General features: G+C 29.0%; 15 protein-coding genes. 9 read left to right on the forward strand and 6 right to left on the reverse strand.

The window, feature by feature from the left end; genetic code table 11:
* Positions 1-84 precede the first annotated feature (84 nt).
* A complete protein-coding gene (locus CA_RS04360; protein ID WP_010964130.1) occupies positions 85-1,410 on the forward strand; it encodes a pectate lyase in 1,326 nt (441 codons plus the stop codon).
* A 154-nt stretch (positions 1,411-1,564) separates the two neighbouring features.
* Positions 1,565-2,113, forward strand: coding sequence for a zinc dependent phospholipase C family protein (locus tag CA_RS04365; protein ID WP_010964131.1), 549 nt, complete (start codon positions 1,565-1,567; stop codon positions 2,111-2,113).
* Positions 2,114-2,512: 399 nt separating this feature from the next.
* Here the strand turns inward: CA_RS04365 and CA_RS04370 are convergent, their stop codons facing one another.
* The 3 genes from CA_RS04370 to CA_RS04380 form a co-directional block, all read right to left on the reverse strand.
* Positions 2,513-3,517, reverse strand: coding sequence for a ketoacyl-ACP synthase III (locus CA_RS04370; RefSeq protein WP_010964132.1), 1,005 nt, complete (start codon positions 3,515-3,517; stop codon positions 2,513-2,515).
* Positions 3,518-3,680: 163 nt separating this feature from the next.
* Entirely contained in the window at positions 3,681-5,180 is a 1,500-nt protein-coding gene (locus CA_RS04375; RefSeq protein ID WP_010964133.1) for a methyl-accepting chemotaxis protein, read from the reverse strand.
* A 38-nt stretch (positions 5,181-5,218) separates the two neighbouring features.
* The gene (locus CA_RS04380) at positions 5,219-5,947 is read right to left on the reverse strand and encodes an alpha/beta fold hydrolase (RefSeq protein ID WP_010964134.1); all 729 of its coding nucleotides are present in this window, start codon (positions 5,945-5,947) and stop codon (positions 5,219-5,221) included.
* A gap of 652 nt (positions 5,948-6,599) precedes the next feature.
* Between CA_RS04380 and CA_RS04385 the strand changes: the two genes are divergently transcribed.
* The 7 genes from CA_RS04385 to CA_RS04415 all read left to right on the forward strand — a co-directional run bounded on the left by CA_RS04385 (position 6,600) and on the right by CA_RS04415 (position 15,900).
* Entirely contained in the window at positions 6,600-8,315 is a 1,716-nt protein-coding gene (locus tag CA_RS04385) for a sensor domain-containing diguanylate cyclase (RefSeq protein WP_010964136.1), read from the forward strand.
* Between the two features lie 203 nt (positions 8,316-8,518).
* Positions 8,519-9,634, forward strand: coding sequence for a ribose-phosphate pyrophosphokinase (locus CA_RS04390; RefSeq protein ID WP_010964137.1), 1,116 nt, complete (start codon positions 8,519-8,521; stop codon positions 9,632-9,634).
* Positions 9,635-9,864: 230 nt separating this feature from the next.
* Positions 9,865-10,614, forward strand: coding sequence for a YwqG family protein (locus CA_RS04395; protein WP_010964138.1), 750 nt, complete (start codon positions 9,865-9,867; stop codon positions 10,612-10,614).
* A 181-nt stretch (positions 10,615-10,795) separates the two neighbouring features.
* Positions 10,796-11,398: a TetR/AcrR family transcriptional regulator gene (locus CA_RS04400; RefSeq protein ID WP_010964139.1), complete on the forward strand. Its 603-nt coding sequence runs from the start codon at positions 10,796-10,798 to the stop codon at positions 11,396-11,398.
* 19 nt (positions 11,399-11,417) lie between these two features.
* The gene (locus tag CA_RS04405) at positions 11,418-12,122 is read left to right on the forward strand and encodes an ABC transporter ATP-binding protein (RefSeq protein WP_010964140.1); all 705 of its coding nucleotides are present in this window, start codon (positions 11,418-11,420) and stop codon (positions 12,120-12,122) included.
* Between the two features lies 1 nt (position 12,123).
* Positions 12,124-15,474, forward strand: a complete 3,351-nt coding sequence (locus CA_RS04410; protein WP_010964141.1) for an FtsX-like permease family protein — start codon at positions 12,124-12,126, stop codon at positions 15,472-15,474.
* A 105-nt stretch (positions 15,475-15,579) separates the two neighbouring features.
* A complete protein-coding gene (locus CA_RS04415) occupies positions 15,580-15,900 on the forward strand; it encodes a thioredoxin family protein (RefSeq protein WP_010964142.1) in 321 nt (106 codons plus the stop codon).
* A 56-nt stretch (positions 15,901-15,956) separates the two neighbouring features.
* On the opposite strand, the gene CA_RS04420 is transcribed toward CA_RS04415, so the two are convergent.
* From CA_RS04420 to fba, 3 genes are all read right to left on the reverse strand, one after another.
* Entirely contained in the window at positions 15,957-17,090 is a 1,134-nt protein-coding gene (locus CA_RS04420) for a glycoside hydrolase family 5 protein (RefSeq protein ID WP_010964143.1), read from the reverse strand.
* Positions 17,091-17,421: 331 nt separating this feature from the next.
* Positions 17,422-18,534 (reverse strand): glycoside hydrolase family 5 protein, encoded by a 1,113-nt coding sequence (locus tag CA_RS04425; RefSeq protein ID WP_010964144.1) that lies wholly within the window; start codon positions 18,532-18,534, stop codon positions 17,422-17,424.
* Positions 18,535-18,817: 283 nt separating this feature from the next.
* Positions 18,818-19,681, reverse strand: coding sequence for a class II fructose-1,6-bisphosphate aldolase (gene fba / locus CA_RS04430; protein ID WP_010964145.1), 864 nt, complete (start codon positions 19,679-19,681; stop codon positions 18,818-18,820).
* Between the last annotated feature and the right edge of the window lie 181 nt (positions 19,682-19,862).

Below are 19,862 nucleotides of genomic sequence, written 5' to 3' on the forward strand. Positions count from 1 at the left end.
TACATAACATTGTCATTTTTGGTGTAATAAAACTAAAATAATTGATTTTTTTAATTAAAATCTATAATAAGGGGAGTTTTTAAAATGTTAAAGCAAACTAAAAGGAGATTATCAAAAGCGGTTGTTTCGGCAGTTATTTTATCAAGTGTATCTTTTTATGGGATGTCATCAAGTATAAAGGCAAATGCCTCTTCTAGATTTAATGCACAGGTAGGTAAATCAGTAGGTTCAACATTACAGGATGTTGTTACCGTTGCTACTTTCGATGAATTAAAGGCAGCAGTTGCTTCGGCAACAAGTGGTCAAACAATACAAATAGCAGCTAATAAACTTGATTGTACAAGCCAGTTGGTTCTTGATAAAATTGACTCAAATATTACTATAGAAGCAGCAGATGGATATACTCCAGTGCTTGATTTTACATCTTTTAGAACAACGGCTCAAAAACTTAGCCCAAAGAAAACCGGAGATGCCTATACTGGAATTAGAATAACAGGTGGACAGTATACGATAAAGGGTCTTATAGTTGAAAAAGCTTATGACAATGGAATTCTTATAAAGCCAAATTTTGATCAAGCTAACCCTGAGAATACTAATGTTGGAAAGCCAGATAACAATACTATTGTTAATTGTGTATTCCGTTATAATGGTGATGCAGGTATTCAAATTTCGGGAAGTAAGGGACTTGAAAAGTTAGGAAAGGATGTACGCCCTAATAATACCCATGTAACAGGATGTGTAGCTTATAGAAACTTTGACATTTTAACAAGTGGTGGAAATGCTGACGGTTTTGCAGCTAAATTATATCTTGGAACTGGAACTGTATTTTCACACTGTGTATCTGCTGAAAATTCAGATGATGCATGGGATAGTTTTGGAGTAAATGATGTTGATGTAACTTATGATCATTGTGTAGCATATCACAATGGAGATCCTAAGGTATTTACAGGTGATTACGATAAGGCAAACAATCTTCCTGTAGATACTGATATGACAGTTGGAAAATGCAGTGGTAATGGTAATGGATTTAAAATGGGTTCGGGTTCTTCAAAATATGGACCTCAAACCAGTGGTGTTAGAAATCTTACAGATTGCACAGCAGTTGATAACATCTCAAAGGGTTTTGATGAGAATAATGGAAGTGGTACTATAAATCTTACAAATGGCATGGGCTTTGGAAATTTAAAAGGTGACTATGTACTTGATTTGATGAAGGCTGGAACATTTGAAAATGCACAAGCTTTTAGAGTAAAAGGCTTAAAGCAACCAAGTGGAGGAACTGTATCAATTGTAGATACAACAAGACAAGCAGCTATAAGAGCTGAGTTTGATAGTTCAATAGCAAAAATGAGAGAGGAAATTAGAGAAAATAAAATTCCTTCATACATGAATTTTAGTTTCTGGAAATAATATGTTTAGATAAAATTAAAGATTTTCTTATAATTAAATAGAAGACTGTTTCAAAATAATATTTTGAAACAGTCTTTATTTTTACACAAAGTTAACCAAAACTAAATTAAATATATAAACTTTTAAGAATACTATGAAAGTGGGAGGGGAGGATATGATAACTAATACCCATTTGCTTATTTCATACATTGTATATAAAAACTTGTATAATAATTTTAATTTTAAATTGGATATGGCTGCATTTGCTTTGGGAAATATAAAGCCGGATTTTATTAATAAAGAAATAAAGTGTTCACACACATTAAACGAAAGCTTAGATTCTTTAATTGAATATTCTAATAAACTTGTTAAGTATAACAATTCAATAAGAAAGTTTTCTCTAGCATTAGGAATTGTTTGTCATTATATTTGTGACTATTTTTGTATATATCACAGAGACGGAAATGAAAAAAAGGGGATTTTAGAACATTTAATTTATGAGGTAAAGCTTGATAGTAATTTTACAATGATGTTTTTAAAAGGAAAACTAAATTATTTTGGATGCAGAGATTATGGTGGCAGCATTAAAAAAATAATATTTAATATTGAAAAAGAATATAAGCTTGAGGAAAAGGACTTTAAAAGAGATATAAAATATGCACTATTTGCAGCTATAGAAAGCTCTAAATTTATAGTTTATTCAAGTAAACTTTATGGCAATTAAGAGGTTCTTAATTGCGGTTATTAATATAATTATGAAAAAAGTCAAGGGAGTATATAGGCATATAATAAAATTTGGCTCTTTATATTACATTAATGCATTATTTGCCATACAAAAAAATGATAAAAATTGATAATAAACAAAGTGAATTTTAAAATACATATAATATATTTGCTACAGTATTATTTAATGATCTGATAAATAAATTATGAAGAAAAGGTTCTAACCAATTTATCTTTTCAAAATTTTAAGGAATGGTTAGAAAAATATATAGTAAAGATGAGTGATGTTAAAATATTAATTCTCCTTAGGGAATGTATTGAGTGTAGTAAATAACTATAATTTGTTTTATAATTAGGGGTTTTGAATAACCTATATTTAATAGGCTTCAAAACCCTTATATTAGTATCTGTAGAGTATGCATTCACATGTTGAACCAGCTCCAACTGTCCAAAAGATAACATAATCGCCCTTATTTAGTTCATTATTTTCTATGGTTTTTGCAAAAGCTAATAATGGACTTGTTGTACCAGTGTATCCGTATTTATCTCCTATAAATACAAATTTATTCTCATCTTCATTTAATTGAGCACATATATATTGAATACTTTGTACAGCAAATTGTGAAAGAAAGTATTTCTTTATATCACTTTTTTTTAGGTTATTTTTTTTTAGAAGTGTTTCTATAGATATTTTTGCACTAAAAAAAGTACCAGTGTTGTCAAAGCGTGTCCAATGCACTAGCTTATCTTTAACAGATAAGTGCTTGTTGTGTATTGTAGATGATAGACCTTTAGCAGGAAGAACGATTTTATCATGTGTACTTGAATTAGTATACGAATCCGAATCTATAAAACCATTATCGGTATTATATGTGTTTTCCAATATGATTGCACAAGCGGAATCTCCAAAGTTTGCATATGTAATAGCCTCATCAAATCTTGAGTATCTATTTAGTTGATCAGAACCTACAATTAGAGAATACTTTATATCAGGATTACTCCTCATAGCTCTGCTAGCTTGGTCGATTGCCACAAGCATGCCAGCGCAATTAGCATTTAAATCGTAAACTGTTGATTTAGAACCTGCTCTTATAGATTCGTGAAGTTTTATTGCGTTGGTAGGAGAAATATACTCAGGTGTGCTAGTAGAAAATATTATAGAGTTTATTTTTTGTGGATCTATATCCGATTTTTCTATGAGCTTTTCTGCTGCTTTGATTCCCATTGTAAGTATGGTCTCATTTTCATCATCAGATATGTATCTATATTTTCTACCAGAAGATTTTAATAGGCCTCGTATGTCTATACCTTGCTTGTCAAAATGCTCTATAAAGTAGTCATTACCAACTAAATTATCGGGGTGATAGTACGCTATGTCTTTAATAACAGCATTATTACTTAACAATTTATTACACCTCTATTAATTAAAATTTTATTTAGGGCATAGGAAAATAAGTATATATCACTTATTTGTAATACTGTACAATATAAGAAATACATACTTTATTTTACATTAAATGTTATAAGAAGTCAATTTTTAATATTTTTAACATAATATAGACAATATTTTATTTATTATTCCCTTCACTTAAAAGATTAGATAAATCGCTTATAGTAGAATTTACTTCATTCATTGAATTTACAATAGTTTCAATAGAAGCAGCTTGTTCTTCTGTGGATGCACTTACTTCTTCTGTTGCAGCAGCAGATTCTTCACAAAGTGTAGAAAGTTTTTTCATAGAATCAAGTGAAATATCCTTTAATTTTTTTATTTTTTTAAGTTCTTCATTTAGTAAATTTATTAGATCAACTATATTATCAGAAGATACTAAAATTGATTTAAAACAGTCTACGGTTGTTGATAATTTATTATCAGATTCACTCATTATTTCTTTATTATGTTTCATGGTTTTTTGAGTGGTATGAACGATGTTTATTATTTCACTAAGTATATCTGACACTTCTTTTGTAGATGAGGAAGATTGTTCTGCAAGTTTTCTTATTTCTTCTGCGACTACAGCAAAACCTTTTCCGGATTCACCAGCTCTAGCAGCTTCTATTGCAGCGTTTAAAGCTAAAAGATTTGTTTGTTCTGCAATTCCATTTATAGTTTGTATTATATTTCTTATTGAATTTGATTTTTGTGATAAATTTTCAACTTCATTAAATACGGTAGTTGTTGAGGTTATATTTTCATTAAATTTATCTGAAAGATCATCTATAGAAGCCATACCTGAGTTATTATTTGATTTTAAATTATTAATACTATCTATAGTAGTGTTTATTTTATCCTCTGCATTTGTTATGCTATTTGCTAAATTATTAAAAGTTTTAAAAGTAATTTCAACTTCGTTATTTTGATTTATTGAGCCTGAGGCAATTTGTTGAGAAGATTGTGATATTTGCTGAGATGAGGAGTTGAAATTATTTATTGAATCATATATAAAGCTGGAAGAATTTTTTAAGGTATTAACTATATTACGTACGCTTTTTGTTAACCTTTTCTGCGAATCTAATAGTTTATTGGATTCAGACTCTTTAGTCTCAAGATTACAAAATATTTTGTAAGTCTGATCAGCAACCACAGCAGCTATTATAGCAGCTGTCACAAATTCGAATAATAAAAAAATCCATACAGGAAAACTGTTTAATTTTAAAAATGAATCCTTAAAAATAAAGCCCATTATAGAATTTGAAGCTATTGTTACAATACTTTCTACCAAAACTACTTTCCTATCATAATATGCTACAGCCAATAACAACATTAGAAAATAAGCTTGAGTCATAGCGCCAAATTTTCCATCATTAGAATATGCGATAACTATTCCGCCGATAAAAGGAATTATAGAAATATACAAATATTTTGCATATTTGTTAAGAGGTTTTTCAAATAATTTTACTAATAATGCTATAGGACAGCCTATGAATGCAATTGAATCTTTATAATAAGTTCCGTTTAAAAAGAATTTTACAAAAATAAATGCTATAACGGGCATCGAAAGACTTAGTGTAAATAAAAAAGAATTCATTTTTTTTTCGGTTTTATTTAATAAATTGGAATTCACCATAATCACCCCATCATAATTTTGTATGAAGAAATTATTTTTTATATGAAGTTTTTAATTTCTTCAGCTACTCCTTTAGCATTTACTACTAATAGGAAATGCTTACCGGTTTCAAAGATTTTTAATTCTGAATTTTCAACTTCTTTCTTTATGATTTCGGAATATTCTACTAGAGTAAGTAGCTCATCTTTTGCTACAATTGCCTTTACGGGTATATCTATATTTTTTAAATTATCAACTAAATCAATAAGCTTACAGGCAATCAAATCATTTATCATTATATCTGGATCCTTTTCAAGTGTTTCAAAATATTTTTCAGATAGTGGATTATCTATACCTCCAATACATTCTAGTAAATAGTTATTGTCAAGTTGATTGTGATAAATTTTTTCCATAAAATCTTTATCTAGTTTGTCAAATCTAGCACCGCCGCTTAAGGATACAACTTTTCTTACATTCGGCAATTTTTTTAATGCTACTCCCAAAACTATAGCTCCCCCCATGCTATATCCAATTAAAGTAATATTTTTTTGGTGTTTAGTTACTTCGCTATTTGTTATAAAGTTAGCAACATTATCAATATAGCCATATACAGTAGAAGGACATTGACCCTTACTTTCACCATGTCCCTTTAAATCGAGAAGTATACAATTATAATCTTCTAAATATTTTTCAAGTTCTCCAAATATTTTTAAATTGCATCCGCTTCCATGAACAAAAAGCAGTGTATTTGGACTTTTCTTGTTTCCAACATGTACATAATGCAACATAATTATCACTCCCAAGATTTTATTTGTTGAAGCACTTAAGGTTTATATTTTTGTAAAAAAGTTAATAATATGGATTTATTTCATTTTATGAATAAATATAGTAAATTAATCAAAATATACTTTAATTATACATCTTATACCATGAGAAATCAAAGCTTTATACAAAGATAGTATGAGAGATAAAAGGTAAATATGCGTTAAGAAATTATATAGGTGGGATAACATAGTGAAAAATAAATTAAGTAAAAAAACAAAAGTTTTCTGTTTTTTATAATACTTTTGTTTGGATTAATCTCAGTTTTTGTAATGTAAATATAAGATGTAGAAGTAGACGGAAAAATAGTAATATTAGTGGAGATAGCCAAGTGTTAAAGCTTACATTTAAAGTTAATGGAGACGGCAAGGTTGATAACGAAGACTTGAAGATAATAGCACAGAGTACAACACATTAATAAAAGTTCAACTGAAATAATAGGGAGTTTAAATTTGTTAGTTATTAAAGAGATAACAATACAAGTTTAAAGTCTCTTTTTATAGAAAAGCCAATGATAAAAAACAACAATAAAATACAAAATTCGACTCAAACTATTGATAAATGTTATACACTAATATATTATTTAATATAATATGGTTATAGTGGAGTGCAAAATATATGAAAAAAATTATAGTTGTTATTGTATTAATTATTTTATGGTTAGGTATACATAATTATCTGTTTAATAATAAAACAGTTAGGGTAAATGTTTATAAAGGAAACATAAATTTAAAGAATTATGATTTTGACAAAAATAAAATTGTAAAATTAGAAGGTCAATTAGAACTTTACAATAACAAATTGCTAATTCCATCTGAGTTGAAGGGAGAGAAAAGCAGTAGATATTTAACGGTGCCTAGTGAATTAAAAGATCAGCTTAAAGGAAAAGTTGATGAGTATATGACGCTTCACTTAATGGTGCAAGCTAAAGATGATGTAGTTTATGGCTTAAAGATAGATGAGCTTTTAATGGATTCTAAAGTTTGGATAAATGGAATTCTACAGGATAAAGCTGGGATAGTTAACAAGAGTTATTATAGTGAAAGACAGGTATACTTACCTGGATACTACTATTTTACCGCGAAAAATGGCATTATAGATATAGTAATTCAACCTTCAAATCACATAAATATTTTTCATGTGATTAAGCCTATATATTTTAGTACAAAAGATAAAATTATGAATGAATTTATAATAAATGCAAGCATAGATCTTATAGTGTTTGGTGGGTTAATAGTTACAGAGTTAATATTTTTAATTATAGCTTTTAAGCTTAAAAAAAGCAAAGTATTACTATACCTTTCAATACTAGGAGTTTTTGTTCAATTTAAATGTCTTTTTCTTAATGAAATAATAATAGTACACTTATTTCCATACATATCTTTTGAAATATTGAGTAAAATTGATGTTCTGACAAACTATTTATGGATACCAGTCTATGTATTGTTTATAAAGAAGAAATTTTATGATTTATCTAATAAAATAGTTTATGGAATATTCGTTTTTTATTTTGTATATATAACAATGTGTATTGTAACAGATAATATACTTTATGATAAATTTATGTTTTTTGCTCAGCCTATATTGTACATTATAATAATTATTATATTAGTGTTTTTAATAGGAAAGATAAGAAATAAAGTAGTAGGAAGTGGAGTGTCAATTGTTGCATTTTCTATAGTAATATTAAATTGTATAAATGATTCACCAGCTGATGGCGGGGCAGTATATAGCAGATCAAGTTTTGTAATATCAATGTTTATTCTTATACTTATTGAAACTTGTACAATAGTAGCTAAGTATTGTTCCGAAATCATTCAAATTGAAAAATTGAGACATGAAAATAAGCTTATATATGAAAAATCCATAAAAGATAATCTTACGGGAATGTATAATAGAAACCACATAGAGGAAATACTGGATAAAGAGATTAGTGATTACATTAGATATAAAAAATTATTTACTATACTTATGATGGATATAGATTATTTTAAATCAATTAATGATAAGTATGGTCATTTAGTAGGAGATAATGTTCTGAGTGTAGTAAGTAATGCTATAATAAGAAATTTAAGAAAAGAAGATTTTGTTGGAAGATATGGAGGGGAAGAATTTATAGTTGTTTTTCCAAATACAGATAAGAAAGAGGCTTTTATAATAGCGGAAAGAATTAGAACAGACATAGAGAATCTGTTATTTGAAAATGGTATAAGAGTGACTATAAGTGGTGGAATATATGAAAACTCCAGTTTTAGTAAGAAGGTATGTATACATAATGCTGATAGACTTTTATATTATGCTAAAGAAAGTGGAAGAAATAGAATTAAAATGTAGAAAATAAAATTTAATTCTACATATAACTTGATAAAATTCGCAATATTAATATATATGTCCCCTTATTGATTGAATATATGTTAAAAATATTTAACGAATTTTGTAAAGATTATAAATATTTAATTGTAAATGAATAACTATTGACATAATTTGATTGAATACCTAGAATTAATTAAGGAATATAAAAGTTGTGGAGGATGAAAATGAATAGTCAAGATTTTAACTATAGGAATGGTGAACTTGGAATAGTTGCACTAGAAAGCTGCAGGGAGCTAGGACAGAAAATTGATAATCGTATTAAAACAAAGAGAAAATCAGAAGACTCTTTTTTAATACCAACTCAGGAAATACGTTTTTCAAATGGAGAAGGTAAAGTTAAATTATCGGAATCTGTAAGAGGTAAGGATATTTATATACTTTGTGATGTAGGAAATTACAGTTGTACATATAATATGTTTGGAATAGAGAACCATAAAGGTCCAGATGAACATTTCCAAGATATAAAAAGAACTGTATCAGCTATAAGAGGAAAGGCTAGAAGAATAACAGTTATAATGCCGCTTTTATATGAATCAAGACAGCACAGAAGAAAGGGAAGAGAATCCCTAGATTGCGCTTTAGCACTTCAAGAATTAGAGAGATTGGGAGTTCAAGAGGTTCTTACTTTTGATGCACATGATCCTAATGTACAAAATGCAATTCCATTAATGTCATTTGAAAATTTGTATCCAACATATGATATAGTGAAAACAATTATCATGGAAGAAAAAAATATAGAAGTAAATAAAAATAGTATGCTTGTTATAAGTCCTGATACTGGTGCTATGGATAGAGCTATATACTATTCAAGTGTTTTAGGTGTTGATGTTGGATTGTTTTATAAGAGAAGAGACCATTCAACAATTGTAAATGGTAAGAATCCTATAGTTAAACATGAATATATGGGAAGAGATGTTGAAAATCAAGATGTTTTAATCGTTGATGATATGATAGCTTCAGGAGAATCTGTTTTAGATATAGCTAAGGAACTTAAAGCAAGAAAGGCTAGAAATATTTATGTTGCTACTACTTTTGCATTCTTTACAGAAGGGTTAGAAAAGTTCCAAAAATATTATGATGATAATATAATATCAAGAGTTTATTCAACTAATTTAACTTATATACCACCTGAACTTGAAAAAACTGAATGGTTCAGAAAGGTTGATATGTCTGAACTTATATCTAGAATAATTCATAAATTAAACAAAGATGAATCAATAGCTAAATTTATGGATGCTACATATGTACTTCATGAATTATTAAATAGCAGAAAAAAGTAGAGTTGAAAAATGAGTTTCTAAATTTTTATTAGAAACTCATTTTTTATTTTTCAGTTAGATGTTAATATAAAAGTAGTATTATATTTTTATTAGTATAAGAGTGTTTTTCTGTTGGAATTACTGAAAAAAGTAGAGAGGAGGTTGACTTGTTACAAAAATACAGTGTATCTGTTTGAGAAACATCTTTTTGAAAACACAATAATATAAAAAATTAAAAGGAGAATAAACCTATGGATAAAATTGAAATTCCTGAACTATTTAAGGAATTTGAAGATAGAATACTAAAGACAATGAAGGTTTCAAATGAAATTACATATAAGAAAGGAAAAACACTTCCTTGGGAGAGTAAACTAGGAGGATGCCCTTATATGGAGAAAATAGAAGAGTATCCTAAAGATAAAGATGGAGTACCATACTTTTTTTTAGCACAAATTAATTTTGAAGAAATTCATGGTATAAAAGATTTTCCGAGTGAGGGGATTTTACAGTTTTATGTTAAAAGAGATGATGTGTATGGATTGTATGAAGAGGATGGCTTTGTTGTTAGATATGTTGAAAAAGTAAATAATAACAAAGAAAATTTAGTAGAAAATGTACCATTAGTGGAAGATAACGAGCAATTTTATCCACCATATGAGCATGAGGGTAAAATGCTATTCACATTAAGGAATATGCCTGTATCTGTAGAGGATAATAAGTTTAATAAAGTATTCGAGGGAATTGTTTTTACAGAAAATCAGGAGAAGGAAAGTTATGAGGTATTTGATGGATATGGTAATAGAGTAGGAGGATATCCTGGTTTTACGCAGGGAGACCCAAGAGACGATAAAAGTTATGATACACTTCTGTTGCAGCTTGATATGGACGACGAGTGTGGAATTATGTTTGGAGATTCTGGAGTAGCAAATTTTTTTATAGCCTCCGATGATTTAAAAAATAAAGATTTTTCTAAAGTTTATTATACTTGGGATTGTTGTTAAAGTAATATATTTTATGAATGAAAATCAGTTTTTAAATAACCCTCAAGTGTTAAGGAAAACTGATTTTTATTGTTTGGAAGTATACGTATTCATAGTAGAAAAATTGGATTATTAAGTATATAGCATTATTGACAACAAAATAAAATTACAGTAAACTTTAAAAGAGAACGGAGGTTTTCTAATGCAATATTTGAAAGAAGAGATGAGAAAAAGAATAATAGATGAGGCTTTAAAGGAATTCTTAAGGTTAGGTTATACAAATGCCTCTGTAAGAACTATAGTTAAGAATGCTGGAACTTCTGTGGGAAACTTCTATAAATACTTTGGAAGTAAGGAGGATTTATATGAAAAAATTATAGACCCCGTATATAAAAAACTTATTAAGTATTTGCATCAATTTTCTGAGGTTGAGGTAAATGAACAAGCGCAGGCAATCTTTTATGAGCTAATGGAAAAGGTTATAGAGATATTTGAAGAAAACTGTGATGAATTATCAATGCTTTTGAATAGCAGTACAGGTTCTAAGTATGAGAACTGCAGACAGATTTTTATTGATTTTATAACTAATACAGTAACTACAAGTTTTGAGTATGAGCTTTATATGAATAAAAGAACAATTAAAGATAACTTTATAATAGAGCTTTTAGCTCATAATCTTGTGGATGATATAGCGATAATTTTAAGAAAAAAGAAAAATAAAACACAGGTAAGGAAACTCATTGTCAACTTGATAGATATTTTTTATGGAAATATAATAGATAAGCTTGATATTCAAGAAATTTGAATGTAAAGGAGGCATAGAGGTGGAAAGTTTTATTGAACTTAGAGATGTTAGAAAAATTTATAATATGGGTGAGGTTACAATTAAAGCTGTGGATGGAGTATCTTTTTCTATAGATGAAGGTGAGTTTGTCATTGTATTAGGTGCTAGTGGTGCAGGAAAATCAACAATATTAAATCTTTTAGGTGGAATGGATCAAGCAAGTTCAGGCAGTATTAGCGTTGATGGAAATGAGATAAGTAATTACAATAAAAAGATGCTAACGAAATACAGGCGCGATGATATAGGTTTTGTATTTCAATTTTATAATCTAGTTCAAAATTTAAATGCACTAGAAAATGTAGAACTTGCAGTTGAGATATGCAAAAATCCAATGGATCCTGTTAAGGTGCTTGAAAGTGTTGGGCTTAAGGATAGGATGTATAATTTTCCTTCACAGCTTTCAGGAGGAGAACAACAGAGAGTATCTATAGCTAGAGCATTAGCTAAAAATCCAAAGCTTCTATTGTGTGATGAGCCTACAGGAGCACTAGACTATAATACAGGAAAGGCAATTTTAAAACTTCTAGCAGATACCTCAAAACAATATAATATGACAGTTATATTAATAACACATAATTCAGCTATAGCTCCAATTGCAGATAAAATAATACATGTTAAAAATGGAAGAGTTGAGAGTGTAAAGAAGAATCAAACCCCAGTGCCTATAGAAAGTATAGAGTGGTAAAATGAAAAAAACATTCTTTAAGAACTTATTTAAGAGTATATCTACAACACTTTCAAGATTCTTATCTATATTAATAATTATAGCAGTTGGTGTTTCTTTTTATGTTGGAGTTAGAGCTTCAAGTCCCGATATGAAAATGTCTGCTGATAAGTATTTTAATGATAGTAATTTCATGGATTTTAAGCTCATATCAACATTAGGTTTAACAGATAAAGATGTAAAAGAAGTGAGAAAGCTAAGTAAGGTAAAAGCTGCAAAGGGATCCAAGTCAATGGATGCTGTTATTGAAAATGGCAAAGATACAATAGTTTTAAATGTAGAGTCATTACCTAAAAAAAATGGTGTAAATAAAGTTCAAGTTGTAAGAGGCAGGCTTCCAAGTAAAAATACAGAATTAGCGGTAGAAGAACGGTTTTTAAAAGAGAATAAATTTAAAATAGGAGATGTTTTAAAGCTAAAATCAGGGAATGATACTAATATAGAGGATAGACTTAAAAATTGCAGTTTTAAAATAGTTGGAACAGTAACTTCTCCTCTTTATATATCTGCGCAAAGACAAATTAGTTCTGTTGGAAATGGAAATGTTAAAGGTTTTGTATATATAATGCCAGAGGCTTTTAAAAATGATGTATATACCTCTATTTATGTTAAGATAAATGAACCTTACTCTAAAGATAGTCTTGCCCAAAATGCTAAATATAAAGCGTCTATAGTTAATGTAAAGGAAAAGCTTAAGACTTTTGTAAAAGAAAGAGGAGAAGCAAGGCGTAAGGACATAGTAAAGGATTCAGAGGATAAAATAAAAGATGCAGAAGATAAGTTAAGTGCTTCTAAGAAAGAAGCTCAAGATAAATTTATAGATGCACATAAAAAGCTCGATGATGCAGTAGTTAAACTTAATGATGGAAAGGTTCAATTACAGAAAAATCAAAATGACTTTAAAACTCAAATTACAAGTGCAGAAAATGAAATTCAGAATAAGAAGAGTGAAATTCAGCAAAGTGAAACCATAATAAATTCAAAATTAGCTGATGCACAAAAGAGTAAAAGCACTTTAGAAGGTGCTGAAAATCAAATTGTATTAGGACAGCAGAATTTAGATAATCAGAAGCATGCAGCAGCAGAAGGGATTTCAGCAGCTTTAGGAAAAGCAGTTTCTGACGCTAAGAACAATCTTAAAAACAATCCTTCGGATATAACATGTAAGGAAATATATAATAATTTAAATGATGTATATACAAAAGATATTCAAGGAAAAGAATTTGATGATATGTATGAGAGTCTAAAAAGCAGTAATAGTCTTGAAAAAATAAGTTCTTACTTTGATATCAAAGGAGCAAAAGCAAAATTTGATTCAGCACAGTCAGAAATATCTTCTAAAAAGCAGACAATACAAGATAATGAAAAAGCACTTATTTCAGGAGAAGTCCAGCTCCAGAATGCACTCAATCAAATTAATGCAGGCAAGGATAAGATAGCTAAGGGAGAAACAGAGCTGAATTCCAAAAAGAATGAAGGCTTGGAAAAACTAAATGCTGCAAAGAGAAAGATTGACGATTCTGAAAAGGAGATAAATGAAAACACTGAAAAATTAAAGACAGAAGAGACAAATGCAAATAATAAATTTAATAATGCTGAAGGTGAAATACGAAAAAATAGAGATAAATTGAATGAGGTAAAAAAACCAGATACTTATGTGCTCGGTAGAAATGAAAATTTAGGTTACGTAAACTATAGTCAGGACAGTGATAGAATAGATAATATAGGAAAAGTATTTCCTTTAATATTCTTCCTTGTTGCAGCACTTGTAAGTTTAACCACAATGACTAGAATGGTTCAAGAAAATAGAACTGAAATAGGCACATTTAAGGCACTTGGATATTCACCTAAAGTAATAGTATCTCATTACTTAATTTATTCATTTACAGCAAGTATTATTGGCAGCTTGTTAGGAATAATTATCGGATTTGAGGTATTTCCACCACTTATAGTAAATGCATATGGATCTTTATATGCAGTACCACATTACTCGTCTTTTGATAGTGTTATTTCCATTGAGGCAGTTATAATAGCAGTTGTATTTACAACAGTAGCATCAGCCATTGCAGTTCTTGATGAGCTAAAGGAAGTTCCGGCATCACTTATGAGACCAAAACCTCCTAAGGCAGGCAAAAAAATATTGCTAGAAAGAATGACCTTTATATGGAAAAGATTTAGCTTTACAAAAAAGGTTACTGCTAGAAATATATTTAGATACAAACAGAGATTTTTAATGACAGTAATAGGAATAGCTGCATGTACAGGACTTATGATAACGGGGTTTGGGATTAAGAGTGGAGTAATAGGTGCAGTAGAAAAGCAGTTTAGTTCAGTGTATAAATATGATATGCAGACCACAATAAACAAAAATATAGATGATAGTGAGAAGAAAGAGATTAAAGATAAGGTTAATAGTGATTCCAATATAAAATCAGTACTATTTTATTATTCAAAAAATGCCACTGTAAGGAAAGAAGACAATAATAATGAAGACATAAACATTGTAGTACCTGAGAAAAAAGCACAACTAAATGAATATATAGAACTTTTCAATGATAGTGGTGAATTAAAGCTTTCTGATGATGGAGTTATAGTAACGGAAAAGATTGCTAAATTAATGAATAAGAAAAAAGGTGACGTATTTAATATAACTGTAGATAACAGAATTATAAGAGTTAAAATATTTGATATAACAAAACACTATATACAGCATTATATTTATATGAGTCCTAAATATTATAAAAAAGTTACTGGGGAAAATGCACAATTCAATGCATTTTATGGACTTTTAAAGAGTAAATCCAGTAGTGCTGAAAATACAACATCTAAAATTATTTCGGGTATTAAAAATATAGGTGCAGTAAGCTTTAAAAATAATACACGATTTGACTTTAATAAGAGCACAAAAAGCTTAAACTCTGTAGTTTTAGTTTTAATAGTATCGGCAGGAGTTCTTGCGTTTGTAGTTATATATAATCTTACAAATATAAATATAAATGAAAGAAATAGAGAACTTGCAACTATAAAGGTACTAGGATTTTATGATAAAGAACTTGCGATGTACATTTATAGAGAGAATATTATATTAACAATAATAGGCAGTTTAGTAGGTATAGGTGTTGGAATGCTTTTAGACGTATTTGTAATAACTACGACTGAGACAAATGTAATGATGTTTTTAAGAACTGTAGAACCGTTATACATTTTGATTTCAATTTTTCTTACCATAGCGTTTTCTGTAATTGTAAATATTGCTATGTATAGAAGGTTTTATAAAATTGATATGATAGAATCTTTAAAGAGTGCAGAGTAAGTAAATTTTAGTAAAGACATTTTAGACAAAATACTAAAATTAAGAGGAAGGTAAAGCTACCATCTCTTAATTTTAGTGACTATTAAGTAAATAGGTGGTGAAGTTATGGAAAGTTTACAATCCATAAAAGAAATAAGAAAATACATAGAAAACAATGAACTTGTGCTTATGTACTTTAGATCTGATAATAGCGGAATATGTTATGCATTAGACCCCTTAATTGAAGCTATAAGTAAAAAATACAGTAAAATTTCCTCAGTTAAAGTTAACACTGGCAACTTGCCTTCAGTTCCTGCTGATTTTAAAATATTTACTGTTCCAGAAGTTATTATATTTATGAATGGAAGTATAGTTATAGAACACTTTAAATATATAAATTTTAGGGAAATTGAAGAAGTTTTATTACGGTATTATAAATGTATTTAATAACCTAGTTTGATTAAATTTAGAATAAAAAAATAAGGAAACCTATTAGGCCTTCCTTATTTTTTTACTTTTAATCCCGTTAAAGCATGCACTATTTTAGGGCATTCCCATCTAAGCGTATTTCTATTAAATATACCATAACTATCTTTTGCTCCAGAAGAGTAAACACCATTATCCCACCATATAGGAGCAATACTTCTCTTTTTAGCGGCACTAACATAGTATTTTGCTAGAGATGCTCTTTGATTTTCATTATTTTTATTCACTGATGCAAATTCTCCAATTACCACACCATAGCCTTTTTTGCCAAATTTCTTATAAATCGCATTAAGAGTGCTGTCTAATTCTTTTTTATCCTTTGCGCTTCCCCAAGATGAAGTTCCATTGACATTCATTGCGAAGTTGTATGGTATATAAGCATGAAGAGATATTAATATTTTCTTATCATTATTTGGAATTTTTAAGCCGTTTATTGAAATTTTATCTGAAGAGGCTGCATATGTTGGTATCATAATAAATCTTGATGAATTCTTTGCACCGGTGTCTCTTATAGCATTTACAGCTGCTAGATTATAGCTATTAACAACATCGCGAGCTTCTGAAGTTCCGCCATACCACTCCTCAGGTGTACCTATTAATCTAGGTTCATTCATTGTTTCAAATATTAGTGAGTCATTATAATTTTTAAAGCGATTTGAAATTTGTGTCCACAGCTTTGTAAGTTCAGCTGTAGCCGCATCTTTGTTAGCGTAAGTTGGTATAAGCCAAGAATCCTCATGATGAAGATTTATGATAACATACATATGATTGTCATAAGCATAGTTTACTACTTCTTGCACTCTGTCGAGCCAAGCATTATCTATTGTGTAATCAGGAGCTGGTCCTATATGACTATTCCAAGTTATTGGAATTCTCACAGTATTAAATCCGGCTTGCTTAATTTTTGTAATCATGGATTTGGTTGTTTTAGGATTTCCCCAATCTGTTTCGTTAAAAGGTGAATCTAATGAGTTACCTAAATCTAAGCCAACCTTCATATTTTTAACAATCTGTAAAGATGTTATTTTTTTTGTTTTCGTTTTTGTGTTATTAGTAGCTACAACTGTATTAAGATTTAAAGTTAAATATGTTCCAAGTAAAGTTAATGCCAAAAACAAAATTTTGACTTTCGAAAATAAACGTCTAAACAATGTGTTACCTCCTTAATATAGAAGTAATAATAAATGATAATATTATTACTTTAACAGATATATTATACTTTATATTCTTAATTTTGTATACGTTGTATACATTAAATTTAATATAATTTAATATAATAAAGAGGTATATTAATAAAAAGCTTGAAATATATAAAATAAGGAGAATAATTCTATATAATTAGAATTATATGATGATTTTGCATATATAAAATTGTTGATATATTGTGCTATGTATGATATGTATATTCAATATAATTCCAATAATTACATTTTACTACTCAACAAAAATAGGAGAATATCTTATATTCTCCTATTTTGTATTCTATCTAGCTGAGTTAACTATTGTTCTTACGAGTTTTGGAAAAACCCATGTTAGATTATTTCTATCTAATATACCGTAATTATCGTCTCCAACAGCAGATTTGCCATTATCCCACCATACTGTGGTTATTCCTTTTTTTCTTGCGTCTGAAACATAAAATTTTGCTAATGATGCTCTTGAACTTTCGTTATTTTTATTAATTGAACCAAATTCGCCTATAACTACAGGCTGACCATTTTTTACGAATTTATTGTAAATTGCATTAAGTTGGCCATCGAGCGCATCCTTATCTGCTTCTCCTCCCCAATGGGAAGTTCCTTTAGGATCCATTGCAAAACTATATGGAGCATACATGTGTAGTGAAACTATTACTCTTTTATCGTTGTTTGGTATAACTAAATCATTCATAGCAGCAGTTGCTGTAGAAGCTGCGTAAGTTGGAACCATAATAAATCTAGATGAGTTATTTGAACCAGTACTTCTTATAGTATTTACAGCAGTTAAATTGAATTTATTAATTACATCACGAGATTCAGCAGTTCCACCATTCCATTCTTCAGGTGAACCAACTATTCTAGGTTCGTTTAATGTTTCAAAAATTAAATGACTATCATAGTCTTTAAAACGATTTGCAATTTGTCCCCAAACCTTTGTGAGTTCATCAGTTGATGCAGCTTCTTTATTGTAAGTTGGTATAATCCAAGAAGTATCATGATGAGTATTTAATATAGCATACATATGATCTTGGATTACATAATTAACTACTTCTTGAACTCTATTAAGCCAAGCTTGATCAATAGTGTAGCTAGGACCAGCACCTATGTGGCTACTCCAAGATACAGGTATTCTTACAGTATTAAAGCCAGCTTCTTTAATTTTGTCAATCATTGCCTTTGTAGTTTTAGGATTTCCCCAACCTGTTTCATCTGGAGAAGCATCCAAAGTGTTTCCTAGATTCCAACCAACCTTCATATCATTAACAATTTGTTGTGATGTCATATCATGTGGATTTACAGTTGCGGCACATGCACTATAAGCTCCTGATAAAGATGTTCCTAGAAAAGCAAATGTTAGAAGTGAAATTTTTGCTTTTGAAAATAAATTTTTAAACATAGTATATAGCCTCCTTGATAAAAGTAATAAATAAAATTTACTTTGTTTACAGATATATTATACTGTATATTTTGGGAGTTGTATACATAGGATAACCAATACATTTGCCAATATAAGCTGATTAGATTTGAAAATATGAAGAATATTGTTAAAAGATAGTTTTTTTTAGAATTATCAAAGAATAACGAATAAATATGATTTATTATGTGTGTAAAAATAGAAATTTACATAATTTTATTTATGAAATAAAAAAAAGCAACCTATAATAGGTTGCTTTTTAGTATTAAGCTCTGTTTACTGAACCAAATAAAACCATTTTTTCTTTTACTTTAGCTTTTATTGCTTCAAAACCAGGAGCTAATAATTTACGTGGATCAAAGCCTTTTCCTTGCTTATCTTTTCCTTCTTCAATATATTTACGAGTAGCTTCTGCAAATACTAATTGGCATTCAGTATTAACATTGATTTTTGCAACGCCAAGTGATATAGCTTTTGCAATCATATCATCAGGAATTCCAGTACCACCGTGTAAAACAAGAGGCATAGTTCCTACTGCATTTTTTATGTCTTCTAATACGTCAAATCTTAATCCAGCCCAGTTTGCAGGATATACACCATGTATATTTCCGATTCCAGCAGCGAGTATATCAACGCCTAAATCAGCTATTTTTTTGCACTCAGCAGGATCTGCAACTTCACCGCTTCCAACGACTCCATCTTCTTCTCCACCTATGGCACCAACTTCTGCTTCAACAGAAAGTCCTTTTGCATTAGCAGCTTTTATAACTTCTTTTGTCTTTTCTATATTTTCAGCTATATCATAGTGTGAACCATCGAACATTACTGAAGAAAATCCAGCTTCGATTACTTTAAAAGCACCTTCATAGCTACCATGATCTAAGTGTAATGCAACTGGAACTGTTATATTTAAATCTTTCATTAATCCGTTAACCATTCCAACTACAGCGTGATAACCACCCATATATTTTCCTGCTCCTTCAGATACACCTAAAATTACAGGAGATTTGTTTTCCTGAGCAGTTAATAATATTGCTTTAGTCCATTCTAAGTTATTGATATTGAATTGACCAACAGCATATTTACCTTCTCTAGCTTTATCTACCATTTCTTTTGCTGATACTAACATAACTTTACCTCCAAAAATAAATATTTTTTAGAGAAAATAATATTTGAAAAATTTCTCTTTACTAAAGTTATTATAATCTAAAATTGTTAAAAAGAAAACAAAAATTTTTAGTTACAAATAAGAATACTGTATTATATAGGACAAATTTCGTTGAGTTCTACAGGATTATCGTTTAAATTTA

The sequence above is a fragment of the Clostridium acetobutylicum ATCC 824 genome (assembly GCF_000008765.1).
In the GTDB taxonomy this organism is placed as follows: domain Bacteria; phylum Bacillota; class Clostridia; order Clostridiales; family Clostridiaceae; genus Clostridium_S; species Clostridium_S acetobutylicum.

Excerpts from the sequence above, each read along its gene's own strand:
- CA_RS04425 (WP_010964144.1), bottom strand. The coding sequence starts at position 18,534 with ATGTTTAAAAATTTATTTTCAAAAGCAAAAATTTCACTTCTAACATTT.
- CA_RS04365 (WP_010964131.1), top strand. The coding sequence starts at position 1,565 with ATGATAACTAATACCCATTTGCTTATTTCATACATTGTATATAAAAAC.
- CA_RS04380 (WP_010964134.1), bottom strand. The coding sequence starts at position 5,947 with ATGTTGCATTATGTACATGTTGGAAACAAGAAAAGTCCAAATACACTG.
- CA_RS04415 (WP_010964142.1), top strand. The coding sequence starts at position 15,580 with ATGGAAAGTTTACAATCCATAAAAGAAATAAGAAAATACATAGAAAAC.
- fba (WP_010964145.1), bottom strand. The coding sequence starts at position 19,681 with ATGTTAGTATCAGCAAAAGAAATGGTAGATAAAGCTAGAGAAGGTAAA.
- CA_RS04410 (WP_010964141.1), top strand. The coding sequence starts at position 12,124 with ATGAAAAAAACATTCTTTAAGAACTTATTTAAGAGTATATCTACAACA.
- CA_RS04390 (WP_010964137.1), top strand. The coding sequence starts at position 8,519 with ATGAATAGTCAAGATTTTAACTATAGGAATGGTGAACTTGGAATAGTT.
- CA_RS04360 (WP_010964130.1), top strand. The coding sequence starts at position 85 with ATGTTAAAGCAAACTAAAAGGAGATTATCAAAAGCGGTTGTTTCGGCA.
- CA_RS04395 (WP_010964138.1), top strand. The coding sequence starts at position 9,865 with ATGGATAAAATTGAAATTCCTGAACTATTTAAGGAATTTGAAGATAGA.
- CA_RS04400 (WP_010964139.1), top strand. The coding sequence starts at position 10,796 with ATGCAATATTTGAAAGAAGAGATGAGAAAAAGAATAATAGATGAGGCT.
- CA_RS04385 (WP_010964136.1), top strand. The coding sequence starts at position 6,600 with ATGAAAAAAATTATAGTTGTTATTGTATTAATTATTTTATGGTTAGGT.
- CA_RS04375 (WP_010964133.1), bottom strand. The coding sequence starts at position 5,180 with ATGGTGAATTCCAATTTATTAAATAAAACCGAAAAAAAAATGAATTCT.